This window comes from Cellulomonas sp. P1_C4, assembly GCF_056406355.1.
Genome location: NZ_JBFUAI010000013.1, coordinates 103,832 through 120,119, shown reverse-complemented (window position 1 = coordinate 120,119; position 16,288 = coordinate 103,832). Strand labels below are relative to the sequence as shown.

Sequence of the window (16,288 nt, the reverse complement as noted above, 5' to 3'; positions counted from 1 at the left end):
TCGTCGAGGGAGACCGGATGACCAGCATCGCGCCGTGGCTGCAGGTAGTCGACGCCCAGGAGGCGGTCGAGTTCTACGGGCGGGCCTTCGGCGCGGTCGTCGTGGAGCACCTCGACGACGGCGCCGGGAACGCGGTGGTGGCCCTGCTCTCGATCGACGGGGCGCAGTTCTGGGTGCAGACGGGCGGACCACCGGCGGCGGACGCCCCCGACGACCCGGCCGTGCGGATGATCCTCACGGTCGGCGATCCACGGGCCGTGCACGCGTCGGCCCTGAGCGCCGGGGCGGCGCAGGTCGTCGCGGTAGGAGAAGGCAACGGTTGGCTCGTGGGGCGTGTGACCGACCCGTTCGGGCACCACTGGGAAGTCGGCCACCGGCTGCCGCCCACCGACCACACGGAGACGCCATGACCCGCCGCAGCGTGCACACCGACAAGGCCCCCGCCGCCCTGGGTCCGTACAGCCAGGCGATCGTCGCGGGCGGATTCGTCTTCTGCTCGGGCACCGCCAGGATCGACCCGACCACCGGCGAGATCCCCGACGGCATCGAGGCTCAGACCGATCTGGCGCTGCGGAACGTGGCGGCCACGCTCGAGGCGGCCGGCTCGTCGATGGCCGAGCTGGTCAAGACGACGATCTTCTACGCCGACGTGGCCGACTTCGCGGCCCTCAACGCGGTGTACGCCCGGCACATGCCCACGCCGCCCCCCGCGCGATCGGCGCCGGGCAACGTCGTCCTCCCCCGCGGCCTGCTCGTGTCGATCGAGGCGATCGCCACGATCTCGTCGACGTAGCAGCGCAGCACGACCGGTCAGGGACCACGCAGGATCCGCTCGAGGAGCTGCGGCACGTCCACCAGCGCGACCCTCACGGCGGCGTCGCTGCACCCGTACGGCAGGACGAGCGTGTCGCCGTGCAGCAGCGACCCGCACGAGTAGACGACGTTCGGCACGTACCCGTCGCGCTCGTCGGCGGCCGGGGTCAGCAGCGGCGTCGCCAGGCTGCCGAGCACGCGGCGCGGGTCGTCGAGGTCGAGGAGCATGGCGCCGATGCCGTACTGACGCATCGGGCCGACGCCGTGGGTGAGGACCAGCCAGCCGGCACTCGTCTCGATCGGCGAGCCGCAGTTCCCGGCCTGGACGATCTCCCAGGCGTGCACCGGCGTGCTCAGCGTGCCGAGGTCGTCCCAGTGCTGCAGGTCCGTGGACCCAGCCAGGGAGTTGTTCTCGCGGTCCCAGCGCGACAGGGCGAGGTACTGGCCGCCCACCCGCCGCGGGAACAGCGCCATCCCCTTGTTCTTCGCCCCGGCGCCGCTGAGCCGGCTCATCCGGAACGAGTCGAAGTCGTCGGTGGCCACCAGGTGCGGCGCGACCGTCTCGCCGTCGAACGCCGTGTACGTCCCCAGGTAGGTGCGCCGACCGTCGGCATACTCGACCTCGACCAGACGGAGGTCCTCGATGCCGTTGCGCTCCGCCGGGCTCCCCGGCAGCAGCACGCGGGAGTCGACGCGGCTGTCCGCGGGGAACGTGACGTCGTACGTGCAGGCGACCAGCCACTCCAGCCGCGGGATCCCGCGGACGGCCTCCGCCGCGAACACCTCCGGGAGGGACAGAAGCAGGGCGTCGGCCTCCTCGCGCTCACCCTCCAGCTCGTCGTTCTGGCGGCGCAGGTCAGCGCGCGAGTGCGCCGTCGTGTCCCGGGTCGGCACGGTCGTCGTCGGCCCCGGGGTGTCGAACGTCAGCTCGTCGTCGGCGTCGACGACGCCCGTCCGCAGCTCGACGCACGACACGTGGCCCTCGCCCACGCCGCGGACGCTCATGACGAACCGCGTGCTCCCGGGCGGCAGGCCGCCCTGGTCGGGGTGCGCGACCATCGACGGGTTGAACAGCGCCGCGGACTCGATCGCGTACTCCTGGCTCATGCACGCGCCGATGAGTCGGCGACGCTCGAGCGACAGCGACCCGGCGTGGTCGAGAAGGCCGGCGACCATTGCGAAGCGCGAGTCGAGCAGCCCGACGAGGTCCTCGTGCCGCGCGCTGAACCTCGTCAGGACGTCGATGAGCGCGGCGTCCACCTCGGCGTCGGGCAGGGCCAGGAGGCGCGCGAGGACCGCGGCCCTGCGCGAGACGCCGGCGCCGAAGATCTCCTCGCCAGGCAGGAACGGCGTGCTGACCACCCTCGTCGCGTCCGGCCGCAGCACGTGGCCGGTGCGCCGGACGAGCGGGCCCGCCTCGACGATCGTCACGCGACCGCCTGGACCAGCGCGAGTCGGCCGAGCTGCAGGGTCGAGAGCGCGGCCAGTGTCGACTCGGCGCCCTGGTTCTCGTTGACGCCGTGCGCGTGCAGGCCGTCGTACCCGCCGCCGGACACCTCGTCGTAGAGCGCCATGCCGGTGTCGTTGTCGCCGAGGAACCACCCGACGCAGCGGTCCAGGTACGCGAGCCAGACCTCCTGCCGCGTCGCGCGGAACGCCCGCCAGCACGCCTCGGCCAGAGCCGCGACCTCGATGGGCTGCTGGTCGAACCCGGGCCGGTCGTCGCCGTCCTGCCGACCGCCGACCGGGGTCATCGAGAGGTGCCCGTCGTGGGTCTCCTCCTCGACGAGCCAGTGCAGAAGGTCGAGCCCGGCCTGCAGGGTGTCGTCGTCGCCCAACGCGGTCCCGATGGCGACCAGCGCCTCGGGCAGCACCGCGTTGGCGTAGGTGAGTCGCGCGTCGGGCCAGGGCCACGACCGATCCATCGGCCGCGCGAGCAGGTCGCGGGCGTCCGTGAGCAGCCCGAGGGCGGCGCGGTTGGCGGGCTGCACGTCCAGCACCTCGGCTGCGCCCAGCGCCGCATAGGCCATGGCGTGCCACCAGGGCGAGCGCTGCTGGAGGCTCACGACCGCACCGTCGAGGGCGGCCGACCGCACGCGGGCGTCCGGCGTCGCGCGCGCGGCGGTGCCCAGCGCCCACAGCGCGCGGCCCCAGTGGTCCTCCACGCTGGCGCAATCGGTCCATCGGCCCGCGAGGTCGCGGCGGTTGTGGAACCGCCCGAGGCCGTCCTGGGCGAAGAGCGTGAAGCGCAGGTAGGTCGCCGTGAGGCCCTCGACCTGCGGCGTCGGGTGCGGCTGGCGGGCCGTCACGACAAGGCCACGAGCGACGTCGTCGAGGCAGTAGCCGTGCTCGGGCCGGGGCTCGGTGAGCAGCGCGTGCTCGAACAGCCCGATCGGCGTGCTCAGGTGCGCGAGGTGGTCGAAGACCGGTGTCGGATACATCAGGCGGCCGACAGCGCGCGGGCGTGCAGGAGGCCGGCCCCGAGCTCCACGTACTGCTCGGCGACCGCCGTCCACAGCAGGCTGGGCGCGATCGCGCGGGAGGTGGCCGCCATCGACGCCGCGAGGCCGGGCTCGGTGAGCACGCGCCGCAGCGCGTCGCGGATCGCCGCCGGGTCGCGGCGCGGCACGAGGATCCCCGCGCCCCCGGACAGCAGCTCGACGGCGTGCGGGAACGCGGTGGACACCACCGGCTTGCCCGCGACCACGGCCTCGGTCAGCACGCCCGACGTCACCTGGTCCGGGGAGTCGTACGGGAGGAGCACGACGTCCGCCGCACGCACGATGCGCTGCAACGTCGGGACGTCGAGGTACCGGGCGTCGAACTGGACCATGCTCGCGAGGTCCAGCCGGTCGACCAGGCCCTCGAGGCGCCGGCGGTACCTCTCGCCGTCCCGCTCGAGGACCTTCGGGTGCGTCTCGCCGACGATCCGATAGGTCGGCCGCGGGCGCAGGTCGCCGAGCCCGGCGAGTGCCTCCAGCGCCCACTCGATGCCCTTGCCCTCGCCGAGCAGCCCCCAGGTCAGGATCGTGGGCGCCGTGCGTGACGGCGTGATCGTCGCGTCGTGCCCCCGGTCGTCCCGCGCGCCGTGCGCGATGACGACGACGGACGACGGATCCACGCCCCAGCCGGCGACGAGCCGCTGGCGGCCGGCCTCGGTCATCGTCACGGTGACCGACGACGCGGCGACGACCCGCGCGAGCACCTCGTGCTGGTGCGGCGTCGGGTGGGCCAGGACGGTGTGCAGGACGGTGATGACGGGGACGCGCACGCGCGCCAGGACGTCCAGGACGTCCTCGCCGTCGGCGCCGCCGAAGATGCCGTACTCGTGCTGGACGAGCGCGACGTCGCACGCGTTGAGCGCCGCGGCCGCGGCCCGCGCCTCGTCCGGTGCCCCGGTCACCAGCTGGTGGGACACGAGGGGCACCGGGGGCTGAAGGCTGTCGACGACGCGGACGACGGAGACGTCGGCGCCGCGGTCGACCAGGTGCGTGGCGAGCGCCGCCGAGAACGTGGCGAGGCCGCACTGCGTGGGGGGGAAAGTGCTGAGGACGCCGAATCTGATGGCCATGAAGGCCCTTCGCGCTGGTGATGCTTCGCAGCGGAGTGCGCTACCGACCTCGGGCGGGGCCTGATCGACATCCCCGGGCGTCCTGGCCCACCGGCTGCGTCTCGGCCGGGCCTGGCACCGCGTGGCTAGGCTACCAGTCGCGGTCGGCGCCCTTCCGGGACGTCCGACTGCGCCAGCCGTGGAGGCACCCCGTCAGGATCGCCGTGCTCGCCTCGATCGCCCACCGCACGCCGCCCCGCTCGTACGGGCCATGGGAGCAGGTGGCCTCGACCCTCGCGGAGGGGCTGGTCGCCCGCGGGCACGAGGTCACGCTCTTCGCGACGGCCGACTCGCAGACGCGCGCACGCCTGCACGCCGAGGCGCCGACGGGCTACGAGGAGGACCCGACGATCGACGTCAAGGTGTGCGAGTCCCTGCACATCGCGGCGGTGTTCGAGCGGGCCCCGCGGTTCGACGTGATCTCCAACCAGTTCGACTTCCTCCCGCTGACCTACAGCCGGCTCGTCGCGACGCCCGTGGTGACCACCGTCCACGGCTTCTCGTCGGAACGGGTCGTGCGGGTCTACCGCGCCTACGACGACGTCGCGCGCTACGTGTCGATCAGCGACTCGGACCGGCACCCGGACCTCACCTACGCGTCGACCATCCACCACGGGCTCGACCTTTCGCAGTTCTCCCCCGGCCGCGGCGACGGCGGCTACCTCCTGTTCCTCGGCCGCATCCACCCCGACAAGGGCACCCACGTGGCGATCGAGGTCGCCCGGCGGGCCGGGATGCCGCTCGTCGTCGCCGGCGTGGTGCACGACGAGCCGTACTTCCGCTCGCTCGTCGAGCCCCACGTCGATGGGGACCGCGTGCGGTTCGTCGGGTCGGTCGGGCCGGACGAGCGGGACGCGCTGCTCGGCGGCGCGGCGGCCCTGCTGCACCTCATCGACTTCGAGGAGCCCTTCGGGCTGTCGGTGGTGGAGGCGCTCGCCGCCGGGACACCCGTGATCGCCACCCCGCGGGGCTCCATGCCCGAGCTGGTCCGCGACGGCGTCACCGGCTTCCTCGTGCGCGACGCGGACCACGCCGTCGCCGCGGTCGAGCGGCTGTCGACGATCGAGAGGACCGCCTGCCGGCGCGACGCAGAGACCCGCTTCAGCGCCGATCGCATGGTCGACGAGTACGAGGCGCTCTTCGCGCGGGTCGCGGCATCGAACCGGTGACGTCGGCGACGCGCGGCCGGGCCCCCGGAGACGCACACTGGGAGTGGCGCCGACCCGGCGCCACGACGGTAGGCACAGCAGGACGAAGGAACACGTCATGACTCGCGAAGACGACACCGAGCTCGAGACCACCGAGGCGGCGAAGATCAAGGCCGACGGACTTCCTCGAGGGGTCGACGACGTCGTCGACCTGACCACCGACGCCGAGAAGATCGAGGCCGACGGGCTCCGCGGCCCCGACGCCCCGGACGTGCACACGACCGAGGCCGAGAAGATCGAGGCCGACGGGGTCGGCGGCACGACCACCCAGACCTGGCACCACACGACGGAGGCCGAGCAGATCGAGTCGGACGACCTCCGCTGACCTCAGCGATACCGCCCTCGGCGGCCCCACGACCCCGGGCATGATGGCCGCAGGGCAACCGGGAGGCCGATCGTGGACGTGCACCTCATCACCGACGACGGGGTGCGCGAGTGCGCCGTCGACGAGCTCCCCGAGCTGCTCACCGGGCGGCACGGCATCGTCTGGGTCGACATCCCGGAATGGTCGCCGCAGGCCGCCGAGGTCCTGACGACGGTGTTCGGGATGCACCCCCTCGCGGTGCACGACTGCGAGGTACGCAACCGGCTGCCCAAGCTGCACGCGTACCCGAGCTCGCTGTTCCTCGTGCTGCACGCCCCCGAGCGTGGGGTCGGCGGGCACGTCCACCACGTCGAGCTCGACCGGCTGATCGGTCCCCGTTTTCTGGTCACCGTGCACGGGCCGGTCAACCCCGCGGTCGCGCCCGACGTGCCTCTGCGCGACACCCGCGAGGTCCTCGAGCGCATCAGGTCCGGCCGGCTGAAGCCGCGCACGTCCTTCGACATCTCGCACGCGATCGTGTCGGCGCTCACGCGGCGCATGGAGAAGTTCGTCGAGGATCTCACCGCCGACGTCTGGGAGCTCGAGCGGCGGGTCACCGACGGCGCGTACGACAACCCCGAGAAGTTCCTCGACCAGATGTTCCGGACGAGACACGGCCTCCTGGCGGTGAAGACCATCGCCGCGCAGACCGCCGAGATCTACCGCCGCCTCGTGGGCCTCCCCCGCGCCGTGCCCGAGGAGAGCCGGCACCTCGTCGGCGACCTGGTCAACCAGTTCGACCGCATCGCGGGCCTGGCCGGGGAGGAGAAGGAGTACCTGCAGGGCGTCATCGAGTTCTACCGGACCCGCACCGAGACGAAGATGACCATCGCCGCCGAGCGGCTCGCCGTGATCGCCGTGGTCACCCTGCCGATCACCGCCCTGGCGTCGGTCCTCGGCATGAACATGATCGTGAACAGCCACACGGTCCCGATCCCGTTGACCATCGCGCTCACGGTCATGGTCGCGATGTCCGGCGGCCTCCTGTGGTGGGCGAAGCGCCAAGGCTGGTGGTGAGCCGGAGTCAACGCGCCCGTCACCCGCCAGAGGTGTCAATGTCACTTGGAGCCGCTACCGTGCCCGGGGCACCGCAACCCGGTGCAGAACCGACAGCACGGGAGGACTCCGGCATGGGTATCAATGTCCTGCAGCACGGCAGAGGCCGGCTGGGCCTGAGGGCGGGCACGGTGGCAGCAGCCACGGCGCTCGTCGTCGCCATGGCCACACCGGCGATGGCCGGCAACGAGCACGGGAACGGCGGCTCGAACGACTTCCGGCTGACCGTCATGGGGACCACGGACCTGCACGGCAACGCCCTGAACTGGGACTACTTCAAGAACGCGGAGTACGACGACAGCGCCCACAACGACGTGGGCCTGGCCAAGGTGTCGACGCTGGTGAACCAGGTCCGCGCCGACCGCGGGGAGTCGAACACGCTCCTCATCGACGCGGGCGACACCATCCAGGGGACGTCCCTGGCCTACTACTTCGCCAAGATCCAACCGATCTCGAAGAGCGTCGAGCACCCCATGGCGGCCGCCATGAACGCGATCGGCTACGACGCCGCCGCGGTGGGCAACCACGAGTTCAACTACGGCATCCCGTACCTGCGCACGTTCGAGAAGCAGCTCGACTTCCCGCTGCTCGCGGCGAACGCGCTGGACGACGGCACGGGCAAGCCGGCCTTCAAGCCCTACGTCATCAAGACCGTCAAGCCGGCGCACGGCAAGCCGATCCAGGTGGGCATCCTCGGCCTGACCAACCCGGGCATCGCGATCTGGGACAAGGCGAACGTCGAGGGCAAGATGCACTTCGACGGGCTGGTCGAGCAGGCCAAGAAGTACGTGCCCGAGATGAAGCGCGCGGGCGCCGACGTCGTCATCGTCGCCGCACACTCGGGCGCCGACACCTCCTCGTCGTACGGCGACACGCTACCGTTCCCCGAGAACGCCTCGACCCTCGTGGCGCAGCAGGTGCCCGGCATCGACGCGATCCTCGTCGGCCACGCGCACCAGGAGATCGCGTCCCGGACCGTCACCAACGTGGCCACCGGCAAGCCGGTCGTGCTGTCGGAGCCGCTGAAGTGGGGTGAGCGGCTGTCGGTGTTCGACATCGACCTGTCCTTCGCCCGCGGCCAGTGGACCGTGCAGTCGGTGGGCGCGAAGGTGCTCAACTCGAACACGGTCGCCGAGGACCCGAAGATCGTCAGCCTGCTCCAGGCGGACCACCAGAAGGTCGTCGACTACGTCAACGGCGTCATCGGCACGTCGACCGAGGCCATGTCGGCCGCGACGGCGCGCTACGAGGACACGGCGGCGCTCGACTTCATCAACTACGTGGAGGCCGGGGCCGTGAAGGCCGAGCTCACGGGTGCCGACGCCGCACTGCCCGTGCTGTCCATCGCCGCGCCCTTCAACAAGGACGCCGCCATCCCGCAGGGCGACGTCTCGGTGCGCGACATCGCCGGGCTGTACATCTACGACAACACGCTCCTGGGCATCAAGCTCACGGGCGCGCAGGTGAAGGCGTACCTGGAGAAGTCGGCGGAGTACTTCAAGGCGGCGCCGACCCCCGGCACCTACGCGGCCGCCGACCTCACCAACGCGGTGACGCCGACGGCTCCCACCGGGACGCCGGACTACAACTACGACGTCATGGGTGGCCTCGACCAGCCGCTGACCTACGACATCGACCTGGCGAAGCCCGTCGGCAGCCGGATCACGGGCCTCGCCTACGGGGGCGTCCCGGTCACCGACACGCAGCAGTTCGTCGTCGCGATCAACAACTACCGGCAGTCGGGCGGTGGCAACTTCCCGGGCGTGGTCGGTGCCCCCGTCGTCTACAACCGGCAGGTGGAGATCCGGCAGCTGCTCATCGACTGGGTGACGGCCCACCAGGTGGTGGACCCGACGGTGTTCTCGTCGACCAACCCCGACTGGCAGCTGACGTCCGGCGGGATGCCGCTGACCGTCACGCCGTAGCACCGTGACGAGGGCGCCGGGGCTCCCCCGGCGCCCTCGTCGTGCTCAGGCCGCGCCCCGGCTGGACGACACTGCCGCGCGGCCGGCCTCGAGGCGAGCGATCGGCACCCGGAACGGCGAGCAGGACACGTAGTCCAGCCCGACGTCATGGAAGAAGTGGATCGACTCGGGGTCTCCCCCGTGCTCGCCGCAGACCCCGAGGTGCAGCCCGGGCTTGGTCGCCCGCCCGCCCTCGACCCCGGCCCGCACCAGCGCGCCCACCCCGTCGGCGTCCAGCGTCTCGAACGGGGAGATCGTCAGCACCCCGTTCTGCAGGTAGTCGGCGAAGAACGCCCGCTCGACGTCGTCGCGCGAGAACCCCCACGTGGTCTGCGTGAGGTCGTTGGTGCCGAACGAGAAGAAGTCGGCCTCCTCGGCGATGCGGTGCGCGGTCAGCGCCGCCCGCGGCAGCTCGATCATGCAGCCGATGGGCACATCGAGCGGGACGCCCGACGCCTCGGAGACCTCGGCCAGCACGCGCTCGGCCTCCTCGCGCACCAGCTGCAGCTCCCGGACGGACCCGACGAGCGGCACCATGATCTCGGGCCGCGGGTCGAGCCCGGCCCGGCGCAGCTGCACGGTTGCCTCGGCGATCGCCCGGACCTGCAGGGCGAACAGGCCTGGCAGCGTCAGCCCGAGGCGGACGCCGCGCAGCCCGAGCATCGGGTTCTGCTCGTGCATCCGACGGACGGCGGCGAGGACCGCCACGTCCTGGGGGTCGGGCTCCGCGGCCACGGCGACCCGCACCGCCAGCTCCGTGAGGTCCGGCAAGAACTCGTGCAGCGGCGGGTCGATGAGCCGGATGGTCGTCGGCAACCCGTCCATCGCCTCGAGCAGCCCCGCGAAGTCGTCGCGCTGCATCGGGAGCAGCGCGTCGAGCGCCGCGTGCCGGGCGTCGTCGGTGTCCGCCAGCACGAGGCGCTCGATGTACTGCCGCCGCTCGCCCAGGAACTGGTGCTCGGTGCGGCACAGCCCGACCCCTTGCGCACCCCGGTCCCGCGCGCGGCGGGCGTCGAGGGCCGTGTCGGCGTTCGTGCGCACCTGCAGCCGACGGACCGAGTCGGCGTGGCGCAGCACGCGGTCGACCGACGTCACGAGGGCGCGGGCCTCGGGGTCCCGCGCGGCGGCGAGCCCGGCGTCGAGCCCGTCGGAGACGTAGACCATCACCGGCGAGTCGACCACCGCGACCTCGCCCCGGAACACCTCGCCCGTGGCGCCGTCGATCGCGATCGTGTCCCCCGCCCGCAGCACCTGGTCGCGCACGCGGACCTCGCCGCGCGCCTCGTCCACGGCCAGCTCCTCGGCGCCGACGACCGCGCACGTGCCCATGCCGCGGGCGACCACCGCGGCGTGCGACGTCTTGCCACCGCGCGCCGTCAGGACGCCGTCGGCGACGATCATGCCCTGCAGGTCGTCCGGGTTGGTCTCGCGCCGGACCAGGATCACGTGGGCACCCGCGGCGGTCCGCTCGAGAGCCTGGGCGTTGTCCAGGACGATCTCGCCGACCGCGGCACCGGGCGAGGCCGGCATCCCGCGGGTCAGCAGCTGCTCCGCCGTGCTCTCGTCGCCCGCGTCGAACTGCGGGAAGAGCAGCTGGCTGAGCTTGTCGCCGGTGCAGCGCGTGATCGCCTCGTCCATCGTGATGAGGCTCTCGTCGACCAGCTCGGTGGCGATCCGGAACGCGGCGGCGGCCGTCCGCTTGCCCACGCGGGTCTGCAGCAGCCAGAGCTTGCCGCGCTCGATGGTGAACTCGATGTCGCACAGGTCGCGGTAGTGGGTCTCGAGCCGTCGCATCGCGTGGAGCAGCGCGTCGTACGACGCCGGGTCCAGCAGCGCCAGCTCCGCCAGGGGCAGGGTGTTGCGGATGCCTGCGACCACGTCTTCGCCCTGCGCGTTGGGCAGGTAGTCGCCGTACACGCCCGTCTCACCGGTCGACGGGTCCCGCGTGAAGCAGACGCCCGTACCCGACGTCTCGCCGAGGTTGCCGAACACCATGCTCACCACGTTGACGGCCGTGCCGAGGTCGTTCGGGATGCGCTCGCGGCGCCGGTAGAGCCGCGCACGGTCCGTGTTCCACGAGTCCAGGACGGCCTCGATGGCCAGGTCGAGCTGCTCGCGCGGGTGCTGCGGGAACTCGCGGCCGGTCCGCTCGACGACGATCTCCTTGAACGTCTGCACGAGCACGCGCAGGTCCTGTGCCGACAGGTCCACGTCGGTGGCCGCACCCACCGCCGCCTTGCGCTCGTCCAGCGCCGTCGCGAACAGCTCGCCGTCGATCCCGAGGACGGTCTTGCCGAACATCTGGATCAGCCGCCGGTAGGAGTCCCAGGCGAACCGCTCGTCGCCTGAGAACTCGGTGAGCCCCTTCACGGACGCGTCGTTGAGCCCGATGTTGAGGACCGTCTCCATCATTCCGGGCATCGAGAACTTGGCCCCGGACCGGACGGAGACCAGCAGCGGCTCGTGGAAGTCCCCCAGCCGCCGTCCGAGCGTGTCCTCGATCTCCCGGACGGCCAGCGTCACCTCGACCCGGAGCTCGGGCGGGACGTGCCCGTCCCGCATGTAGGCGCGGCACGCCTCGGTGGTGATGGTGAACCCCGGCGGGACGGGCAGGTCGAGGTTGGTCATCTCCGCGAGGTTGGCGCCCTTGCCGCCCAGCAGGTCCTTCTGGTCCTTGTCGCCGTCGCGGAACCGGGAGACGTAGCGGGCCATGGGGCACTCCTGTCGTCGGATGCGGGGATTTCCCACTTCCTTCAGCATCCGGCGGCCACAGGACCGAATTCAACGGTGCAAGGCCGTCAAGATCAGCACTTCTTGCCCTACTGTCAACGCCATGACGACGAGCTCCCCCCGACCCGTCATCGACCTGCCCGCCGACCCGCGCGGGCCGGCGACGACGGGCAGCCAGCTGCTCATGCTCGGCCGCCGCATCCGGCACGCCCGGACGGAGCGCGGGCTGACGCTCGACGAGCTCGGTCGGCAGGTGGGCAGCACGGCGAGCCAGCTGTCCCTCGTCGAGAACGGCCGACGCGAACCGCGCCTGAGCCTGCTGCAGTCCCTCGCGGGGGCGCTGGGCACGACGACCACCGACCTGCTCGACACCACACCGCCGTCGCGTCGCGCCGCCCTCGAGATCGAGCTCGACCGGTCGCAGGGCTCCGGCGCCTACGCCGCACTCGGCCTCCCGACCGTCCGCCCGGCCAAGAACCTGCCGACGGAGGCGCTCGAGGCGCTCGTGGGTCTGCACCGCGAGCTGGCCCGGCGCGAGGACGCCGCCATCGCGACCCCGCAGGAGGCGCGCCGGGCGACGACCGCGCTGCGGCTCTGGATGCGGCAGCGCAACAACCACCTCCCGGAGATCGAGGAGGCCGCCGAGGACCTGGTCCGCCGCGCCGGCTACACCACGGGCGCCCTCACGCACAGCGCGGTCGCGCAGATGGCGGAGGACCTCGGCTTCTCGCTGCTCCACGTCGACGACCTGCCGCACTCGACGCGCACGGTCACCGACCTCGCCAACGGCCGCATCTACCTGCCGCCGGCGTCGATCCCCGGCGGCCACGGCCTGCGCTCGCTCGCGCTGCAGGCGATCGCGCACCGGGTGCTCGCCCACTCCACGCCGCGCAGCTATGCCGACTTCCTGCGCCAGCGGGTGGAGATCACCTACTTCGCAGCCGCATGCCTGATGCCGCGGACGGCGGCGGTCGCGCACCTCGAGGGGGCCAAGCGGCGCAAGGAGCTGGCGGTCGAGGACTTCCGCGACGCCTTCGGGGTCACGCACGAGGCGGCGGCGCAGCGGCTCACCAACCTGCTCACCGAGCACCTCGACATCCGCCTGCACTTCCTGCGCGTGGCGGACGACGGGACGCTGTTCAAGGGCTACGAGAACGATGCCGTCCGCTTCCCCACGGACGGGACCGGCGCGATCGAGGGCCAGGTGGTGTGCCGCGAGTGGGCCGCGCGGTCGGCGTTCACCCGGCGGAACCGGGCCACGGAGTACTACCAGTACACGGACACCCCCGAGGGCACGTTCTGGTGCACAACCCAGACCGGGTCGACCTCGGCCGGGGGCTTCTCCATCACCGTGGGCGTGCCGTTCTCCGCGGCCAAGTGGTTCCGCGGCCGGGACACGTCGACCCGGCGCGAGTCCCGCTGTCCCGACCCCTCGTGCTGCCGCCAGGCGGACCCGGCTCTCGCGGCCCGGTGGGCGCAGCACGCCTGGCCGAGCGCCGCGGTGCACGCGCACGTGCTGTCCCCGCTGCCGACCGGCTCGTTCCCCGGCGTCGAGGACGCCGAGGTGTACGCGTTCCTGGACCGGCACGCCGGGGGTCACGCACCGGCCTCGACGGGTGCACAGTGACCTCATGGCGGTGATCCGGGTGTTCGTACTGGACGACCACGAGGTGGTGCGGCAGGGGCTGCTGCGCCTGATCGACGCGGAACCCGACATGGCGGTGGTCGGCGAGGCGTCCACCGCGCACGAAGCCCTCGCCCGGGTCCCGCACACCGACGCCGACGTCGCGCTCCTCGACGTGCGGCTGCCCGACGGCAGCGGCGTGGAGGTCTGCCGGGAGCTGGCCTCGTCGGCCCCGCGGGTCCGCTGTCTCATGCTCACGTCGTACGAGGACGACGAGGCGCTCCTCGCCGCGATCACCGCCGGCGCGGCCGGCTACGTGCTCAAGGAGATCCGCGGGCCCCAGCTCCTCGACTCGATCCGGCTCGTCGCCGCCGGCCGGGATCTGCTCGATCCCGCCACCACCGCTCGCGTCGTCGAACGGCTCCGCGAGTCACGACGCCACGATGCCCGGCTCGACCTGCTCACCGCCCAGGAGAGCGCCGTGCTCGACCTCATCGGTGAGGGCCTGACCAACCGCGAGATCGCCGACCGCATGTTCCTGGCGGAGAAGACCGTGAAGAACTACATCTCGAGCCTGCTCGCCAAGATCGAGGTGCGCGGACGGACGCAGGCGGCGCTGTTCATCACGGAGCAGCACCGCCAGCACCCGGAGGCGACGGACCTCAGCGAGCCCCCGCCCGGAGCTGGCCGGGGTCGATCGGACGCAGGCCCAGCAGCAGGCCGGTGAGGCCGACGCCCCACGCGCGGGCCCGGTCGAGCTCGCCGTCGCGCAGGGGTCCCTTGATCCCGGTGACCCAGAAGCTCTCCGCCTCCGCCGCCACCTGGAACCCCGCGTGGCTCAGCACCCGCCAGGCGCCGACCGCGGCCGAGCCGGGCACGTGCGGGCTGTGGATCCGGGTGTCGAACGTGGCGGCGTGGACCGGACGGTCGGGCGCCTCGAGCGCCGAGAGCCACTCGCGCACGCCGATCGTCGCGTCCGCCACCGTCGCGCCCGCCTGCACCTGCGCGTCCGCCCGCGTGGCCGGCCTGCTCATGCCGAACGCCTGCGTCGGCGCGCCGACCACCAGCAGCTCGAGCTCCGGCGACAGCCGCAGCGGTGCCGCGCCGACCTCGAGGAGCTCGACGTCCGGCATCCGGCTGAACATCCCCTCCCACACGGCCTGCGCCACCCGACCCGTGTTCCCGAACGACGACTCGTACACCACCAGTGCCCGCATCGTCCCCACCTCCTCGTGCGTCTCGTCCGTTGTGTCCGTCTCTGTGTGGCTCCAGCATTCGTCGGCACGGACGTGCTGCCCAGGGCCGAAGGGCCCTGGTGCGCCGTGGGTGCTCGCGGCGCACCTATGCTCCGTGCATGCGGTCGGACGGGAGCACAACGGAGCACGACGACCGGCTCGAGGAGCTGCTGGGCGCCCTCGTGTCCGTGTCCGAGGAGCTCGACATCGCGACCGTCCTCGAGCGGCTCGTCGCGGCCGGGTGCCGGCTGACGGGTGCCCGCTACGGAGCCCTCGGGGTGCTCGGTGAGCACGGCGGGCTGCAGCAGTTCGTGCACCAGGGCATCGACGACGAGACGGCCGGGCTGATCGGTCACCTGCCGGAGGGCAAGGGGGTCCTCGGGCACGTCGTGACCAGCCCGCACCCGCTGCGCCTGCACGACCTCGCGGACCACCCCTCGTCGGTCGGCTTCCCCGCGCACCACCCCCCGATGCACACGTTCCTCGGCGTGCCGGTGCGCGACCGCGGAGCGGTGTTCGGCAACCTCTACCTGACCGACAAGGTGGACACCGACGGCGCGGGCGTCGACTTCACGGCGCGTGACGAGCAGGTCGCGGTGGCCCTGGCCGCGACCGCCGGCGTGGCGCTCGGTCACGCGCGCGCCTACCGCCAGGCGCGGGACCACGAGCTGTGGCTCGAGACGGCGGCGGCCACCACGGCGGTGCTCACCGGTGGTCTGCCGGCGGACGAGGCCGTGCAAGCGGTGCTCACCCTCGTGCGCGAGCGCGCGCAGGCAGCGACGTCGACCCTGTACGGGCTCGCCGACGATCTGCCGCCGGCCCTCGCCGGGGACCTCACGGGCCGGTCGCCGGCCCTGCGCCGGGCCGACGGCACCGATGTCGACCAGCCCGGGCCGACCTGGGTGCTCACACTCCCCCTGCGCAGCGGCGAGCGCTGGGTGGGCGGGCTGGCGATCTTCTGGCCGGAAGCGGGATCGTCCGGACCGCAGGTGGACCTGCCCAGCCTCGTGGGATTCGGCGAGCAGCTGGCGCTCGCCCTCGACGTCTCGGACGCGCAGGCCGACCGCGCGCGGCTCGCCGTGCTGGAGGAGCGCGAGCGGATCGCCCGAGATTTGCACGACATGGTCATCCAGCGGCTGTTCGCCATCGGGCTCGACGTGCAGGGGGCCGCCCAGGACGCCGTGCGGCCCGAGGTCGCGCGACGGCTCGAGGGCGCGGTCGACGACCTCGACGAGACCATCAAGGACGTGCGCACGACCATCTTCCGGCTCGGCGCCCGGGGCGGCGCCACGGGCACGGGCCTGCGACACCGCATCGACGCCGAGGTGGTGAACGCGCGCCGGGGCCTGGGCTTCCTGCCGCGTCTGCGCACCGACGGCGTCACCGCGACGGTCCCGGACGACATCGCCGAGGATGCCGTCGCCGTCGTCCGCGAGGCCCTGGCCAACGTCGCACGGCACGCCCACGCCCATGAGGTGGTCGTCCGCATCGAGGTCGGGCTCGACCTGCTGGTCGAGGTGCAGGACGACGGCGTCGGGATGCCGACCGTCGCCGCCCGCAGCGGTCTGGCGAACCTCGAGCACCGCGCCACCCGCCGCGGCGGGGCTTTCCGGGTGGTCGCGCTGGACCAGGGCGGCACCCACCTCCAGTGGTCGGTGCCCCTGGGCTGAGCCGACCGGGCGCC

At 72.6% G+C, this 16,288-nt stretch carries 14 protein-coding genes; 9 read left to right on the top strand and 5 right to left on the bottom strand.

Features of this window, described 5'->3' with window-relative positions; all coding sequences use genetic code 11:
- Positions 1-17: 17 nt before the first annotated feature.
- Together AC1DYZ_RS12070 and AC1DYZ_RS12065 are read left to right on the top strand one after the other, a co-directional pair.
- Complete coding sequence (locus tag AC1DYZ_RS12070) at positions 18-410, top strand: VOC family protein (protein ID WP_477065429.1); 393 nt, start codon at positions 18-20, stop codon at positions 408-410.
- On the top strand, positions 407-793 hold the full coding sequence (locus tag AC1DYZ_RS12065) for a Rid family detoxifying hydrolase (protein WP_477065428.1): 387 nt from the start codon (positions 407-409) through the stop codon (positions 791-793). Before AC1DYZ_RS12070 ends, AC1DYZ_RS12065 begins: the two co-directional genes overlap by 4 nt.
- A gap of 17 nt (positions 794-810) precedes the next feature.
- On the opposite strand, the gene AC1DYZ_RS12060 is transcribed toward AC1DYZ_RS12065, so the two are convergent.
- The 3 genes from AC1DYZ_RS12060 to AC1DYZ_RS12050 are packed head-to-tail and all read right to left on the bottom strand — an operon-like array spanning position 811 to position 4,384.
- A complete protein-coding gene (locus AC1DYZ_RS12060) occupies positions 811-2,244 on the bottom strand; it encodes a glycoside hydrolase family 130 protein (protein WP_477065427.1) in 1,434 nt (477 codons plus the stop codon).
- Positions 2,241-3,254 carry a glycosyltransferase gene (locus AC1DYZ_RS12055; protein ID WP_477065426.1) on the bottom strand — a complete coding sequence of 338 codons (1,014 nt, stop codon included), beginning with the start codon at positions 3,252-3,254 and terminating at the stop codon, positions 2,241-2,243. Before AC1DYZ_RS12055 ends, AC1DYZ_RS12060 begins: the two co-directional genes overlap by 4 nt.
- A complete protein-coding gene (locus tag AC1DYZ_RS12050; RefSeq protein ID WP_477065425.1) occupies positions 3,254-4,384 on the bottom strand; it encodes a glycosyltransferase in 1,131 nt (376 codons plus the stop codon). Before AC1DYZ_RS12050 ends, AC1DYZ_RS12055 begins: the two co-directional genes overlap by 1 nt.
- A 203-nt stretch (positions 4,385-4,587) precedes the next feature.
- Between AC1DYZ_RS12050 and AC1DYZ_RS12045 the strand changes: the two genes are divergently transcribed.
- From AC1DYZ_RS12045 to AC1DYZ_RS12030, 4 genes are all read left to right on the top strand, one after another.
- Positions 4,588-5,592 carry a glycosyltransferase family 4 protein gene (locus AC1DYZ_RS12045; protein WP_477065424.1) on the top strand — a complete coding sequence of 335 codons (1,005 nt, stop codon included), beginning with the start codon at positions 4,588-4,590 and terminating at the stop codon, positions 5,590-5,592.
- A gap of 97 nt (positions 5,593-5,689) precedes the next feature.
- Positions 5,690-5,956, top strand: coding sequence for a hypothetical protein (locus AC1DYZ_RS12040; protein WP_477065423.1), 267 nt, complete (start codon positions 5,690-5,692; stop codon positions 5,954-5,956).
- A 72-nt stretch (positions 5,957-6,028) separates the two neighbouring features.
- Complete coding sequence (locus AC1DYZ_RS12035; RefSeq protein WP_477065422.1) at positions 6,029-7,012, top strand: magnesium transporter CorA family protein; 984 nt, start codon at positions 6,029-6,031, stop codon at positions 7,010-7,012.
- A 113-nt stretch (positions 7,013-7,125) separates the two neighbouring features.
- Complete coding sequence (locus tag AC1DYZ_RS12030) at positions 7,126-8,976, top strand: bifunctional metallophosphatase/5'-nucleotidase (RefSeq protein ID WP_477065421.1); 1,851 nt, start codon at positions 7,126-7,128, stop codon at positions 8,974-8,976.
- Positions 8,977-9,021: 45 nt separating this feature from the next.
- Here AC1DYZ_RS12030 and ppdK read toward each other — a convergent pair whose 3' ends face one another.
- Positions 9,022-11,727 carry a pyruvate, phosphate dikinase gene (gene ppdK, locus AC1DYZ_RS12025; RefSeq protein WP_477065420.1) on the bottom strand — a complete coding sequence of 902 codons (2,706 nt, stop codon included), beginning with the start codon at positions 11,725-11,727 and terminating at the stop codon, positions 9,022-9,024.
- 121 nt (positions 11,728-11,848) lie between these two features.
- Between ppdK and AC1DYZ_RS12020 the strand changes: the two genes are divergently transcribed.
- Together AC1DYZ_RS12020 and AC1DYZ_RS12015 are read left to right on the top strand one after the other, a co-directional pair.
- Positions 11,849-13,372 (top strand): helix-turn-helix domain-containing protein, encoded by a 1,524-nt coding sequence (locus tag AC1DYZ_RS12020; RefSeq protein WP_477065419.1) that lies wholly within the window; start codon positions 11,849-11,851, stop codon positions 13,370-13,372.
- Positions 13,373-13,376: 4 nt separating this feature from the next.
- Complete coding sequence (locus AC1DYZ_RS12015; RefSeq protein ID WP_477065418.1) at positions 13,377-14,096, top strand: response regulator; 720 nt, start codon at positions 13,377-13,379, stop codon at positions 14,094-14,096.
- Here AC1DYZ_RS12015 and AC1DYZ_RS12010 read toward each other — a convergent pair.
- A complete protein-coding gene (locus AC1DYZ_RS12010) occupies positions 14,032-14,586 on the bottom strand; it encodes a flavodoxin family protein (RefSeq protein WP_477065417.1) in 555 nt (184 codons plus the stop codon). The two genes, AC1DYZ_RS12015 and AC1DYZ_RS12010, sit on opposite strands and share 65 nt — an antisense overlap.
- A gap of 137 nt (positions 14,587-14,723) precedes the next feature.
- Here AC1DYZ_RS12010 and AC1DYZ_RS12005 point away from each other — a divergent pair, with 137 nt between their 5' ends.
- Positions 14,724-16,274: a GAF domain-containing sensor histidine kinase gene (locus tag AC1DYZ_RS12005; RefSeq protein WP_477065416.1), complete on the top strand. Its 1,551-nt coding sequence runs from the start codon at positions 14,724-14,726 to the stop codon at positions 16,272-16,274.
- Positions 16,275-16,288 lie beyond the last annotated feature (14 nt).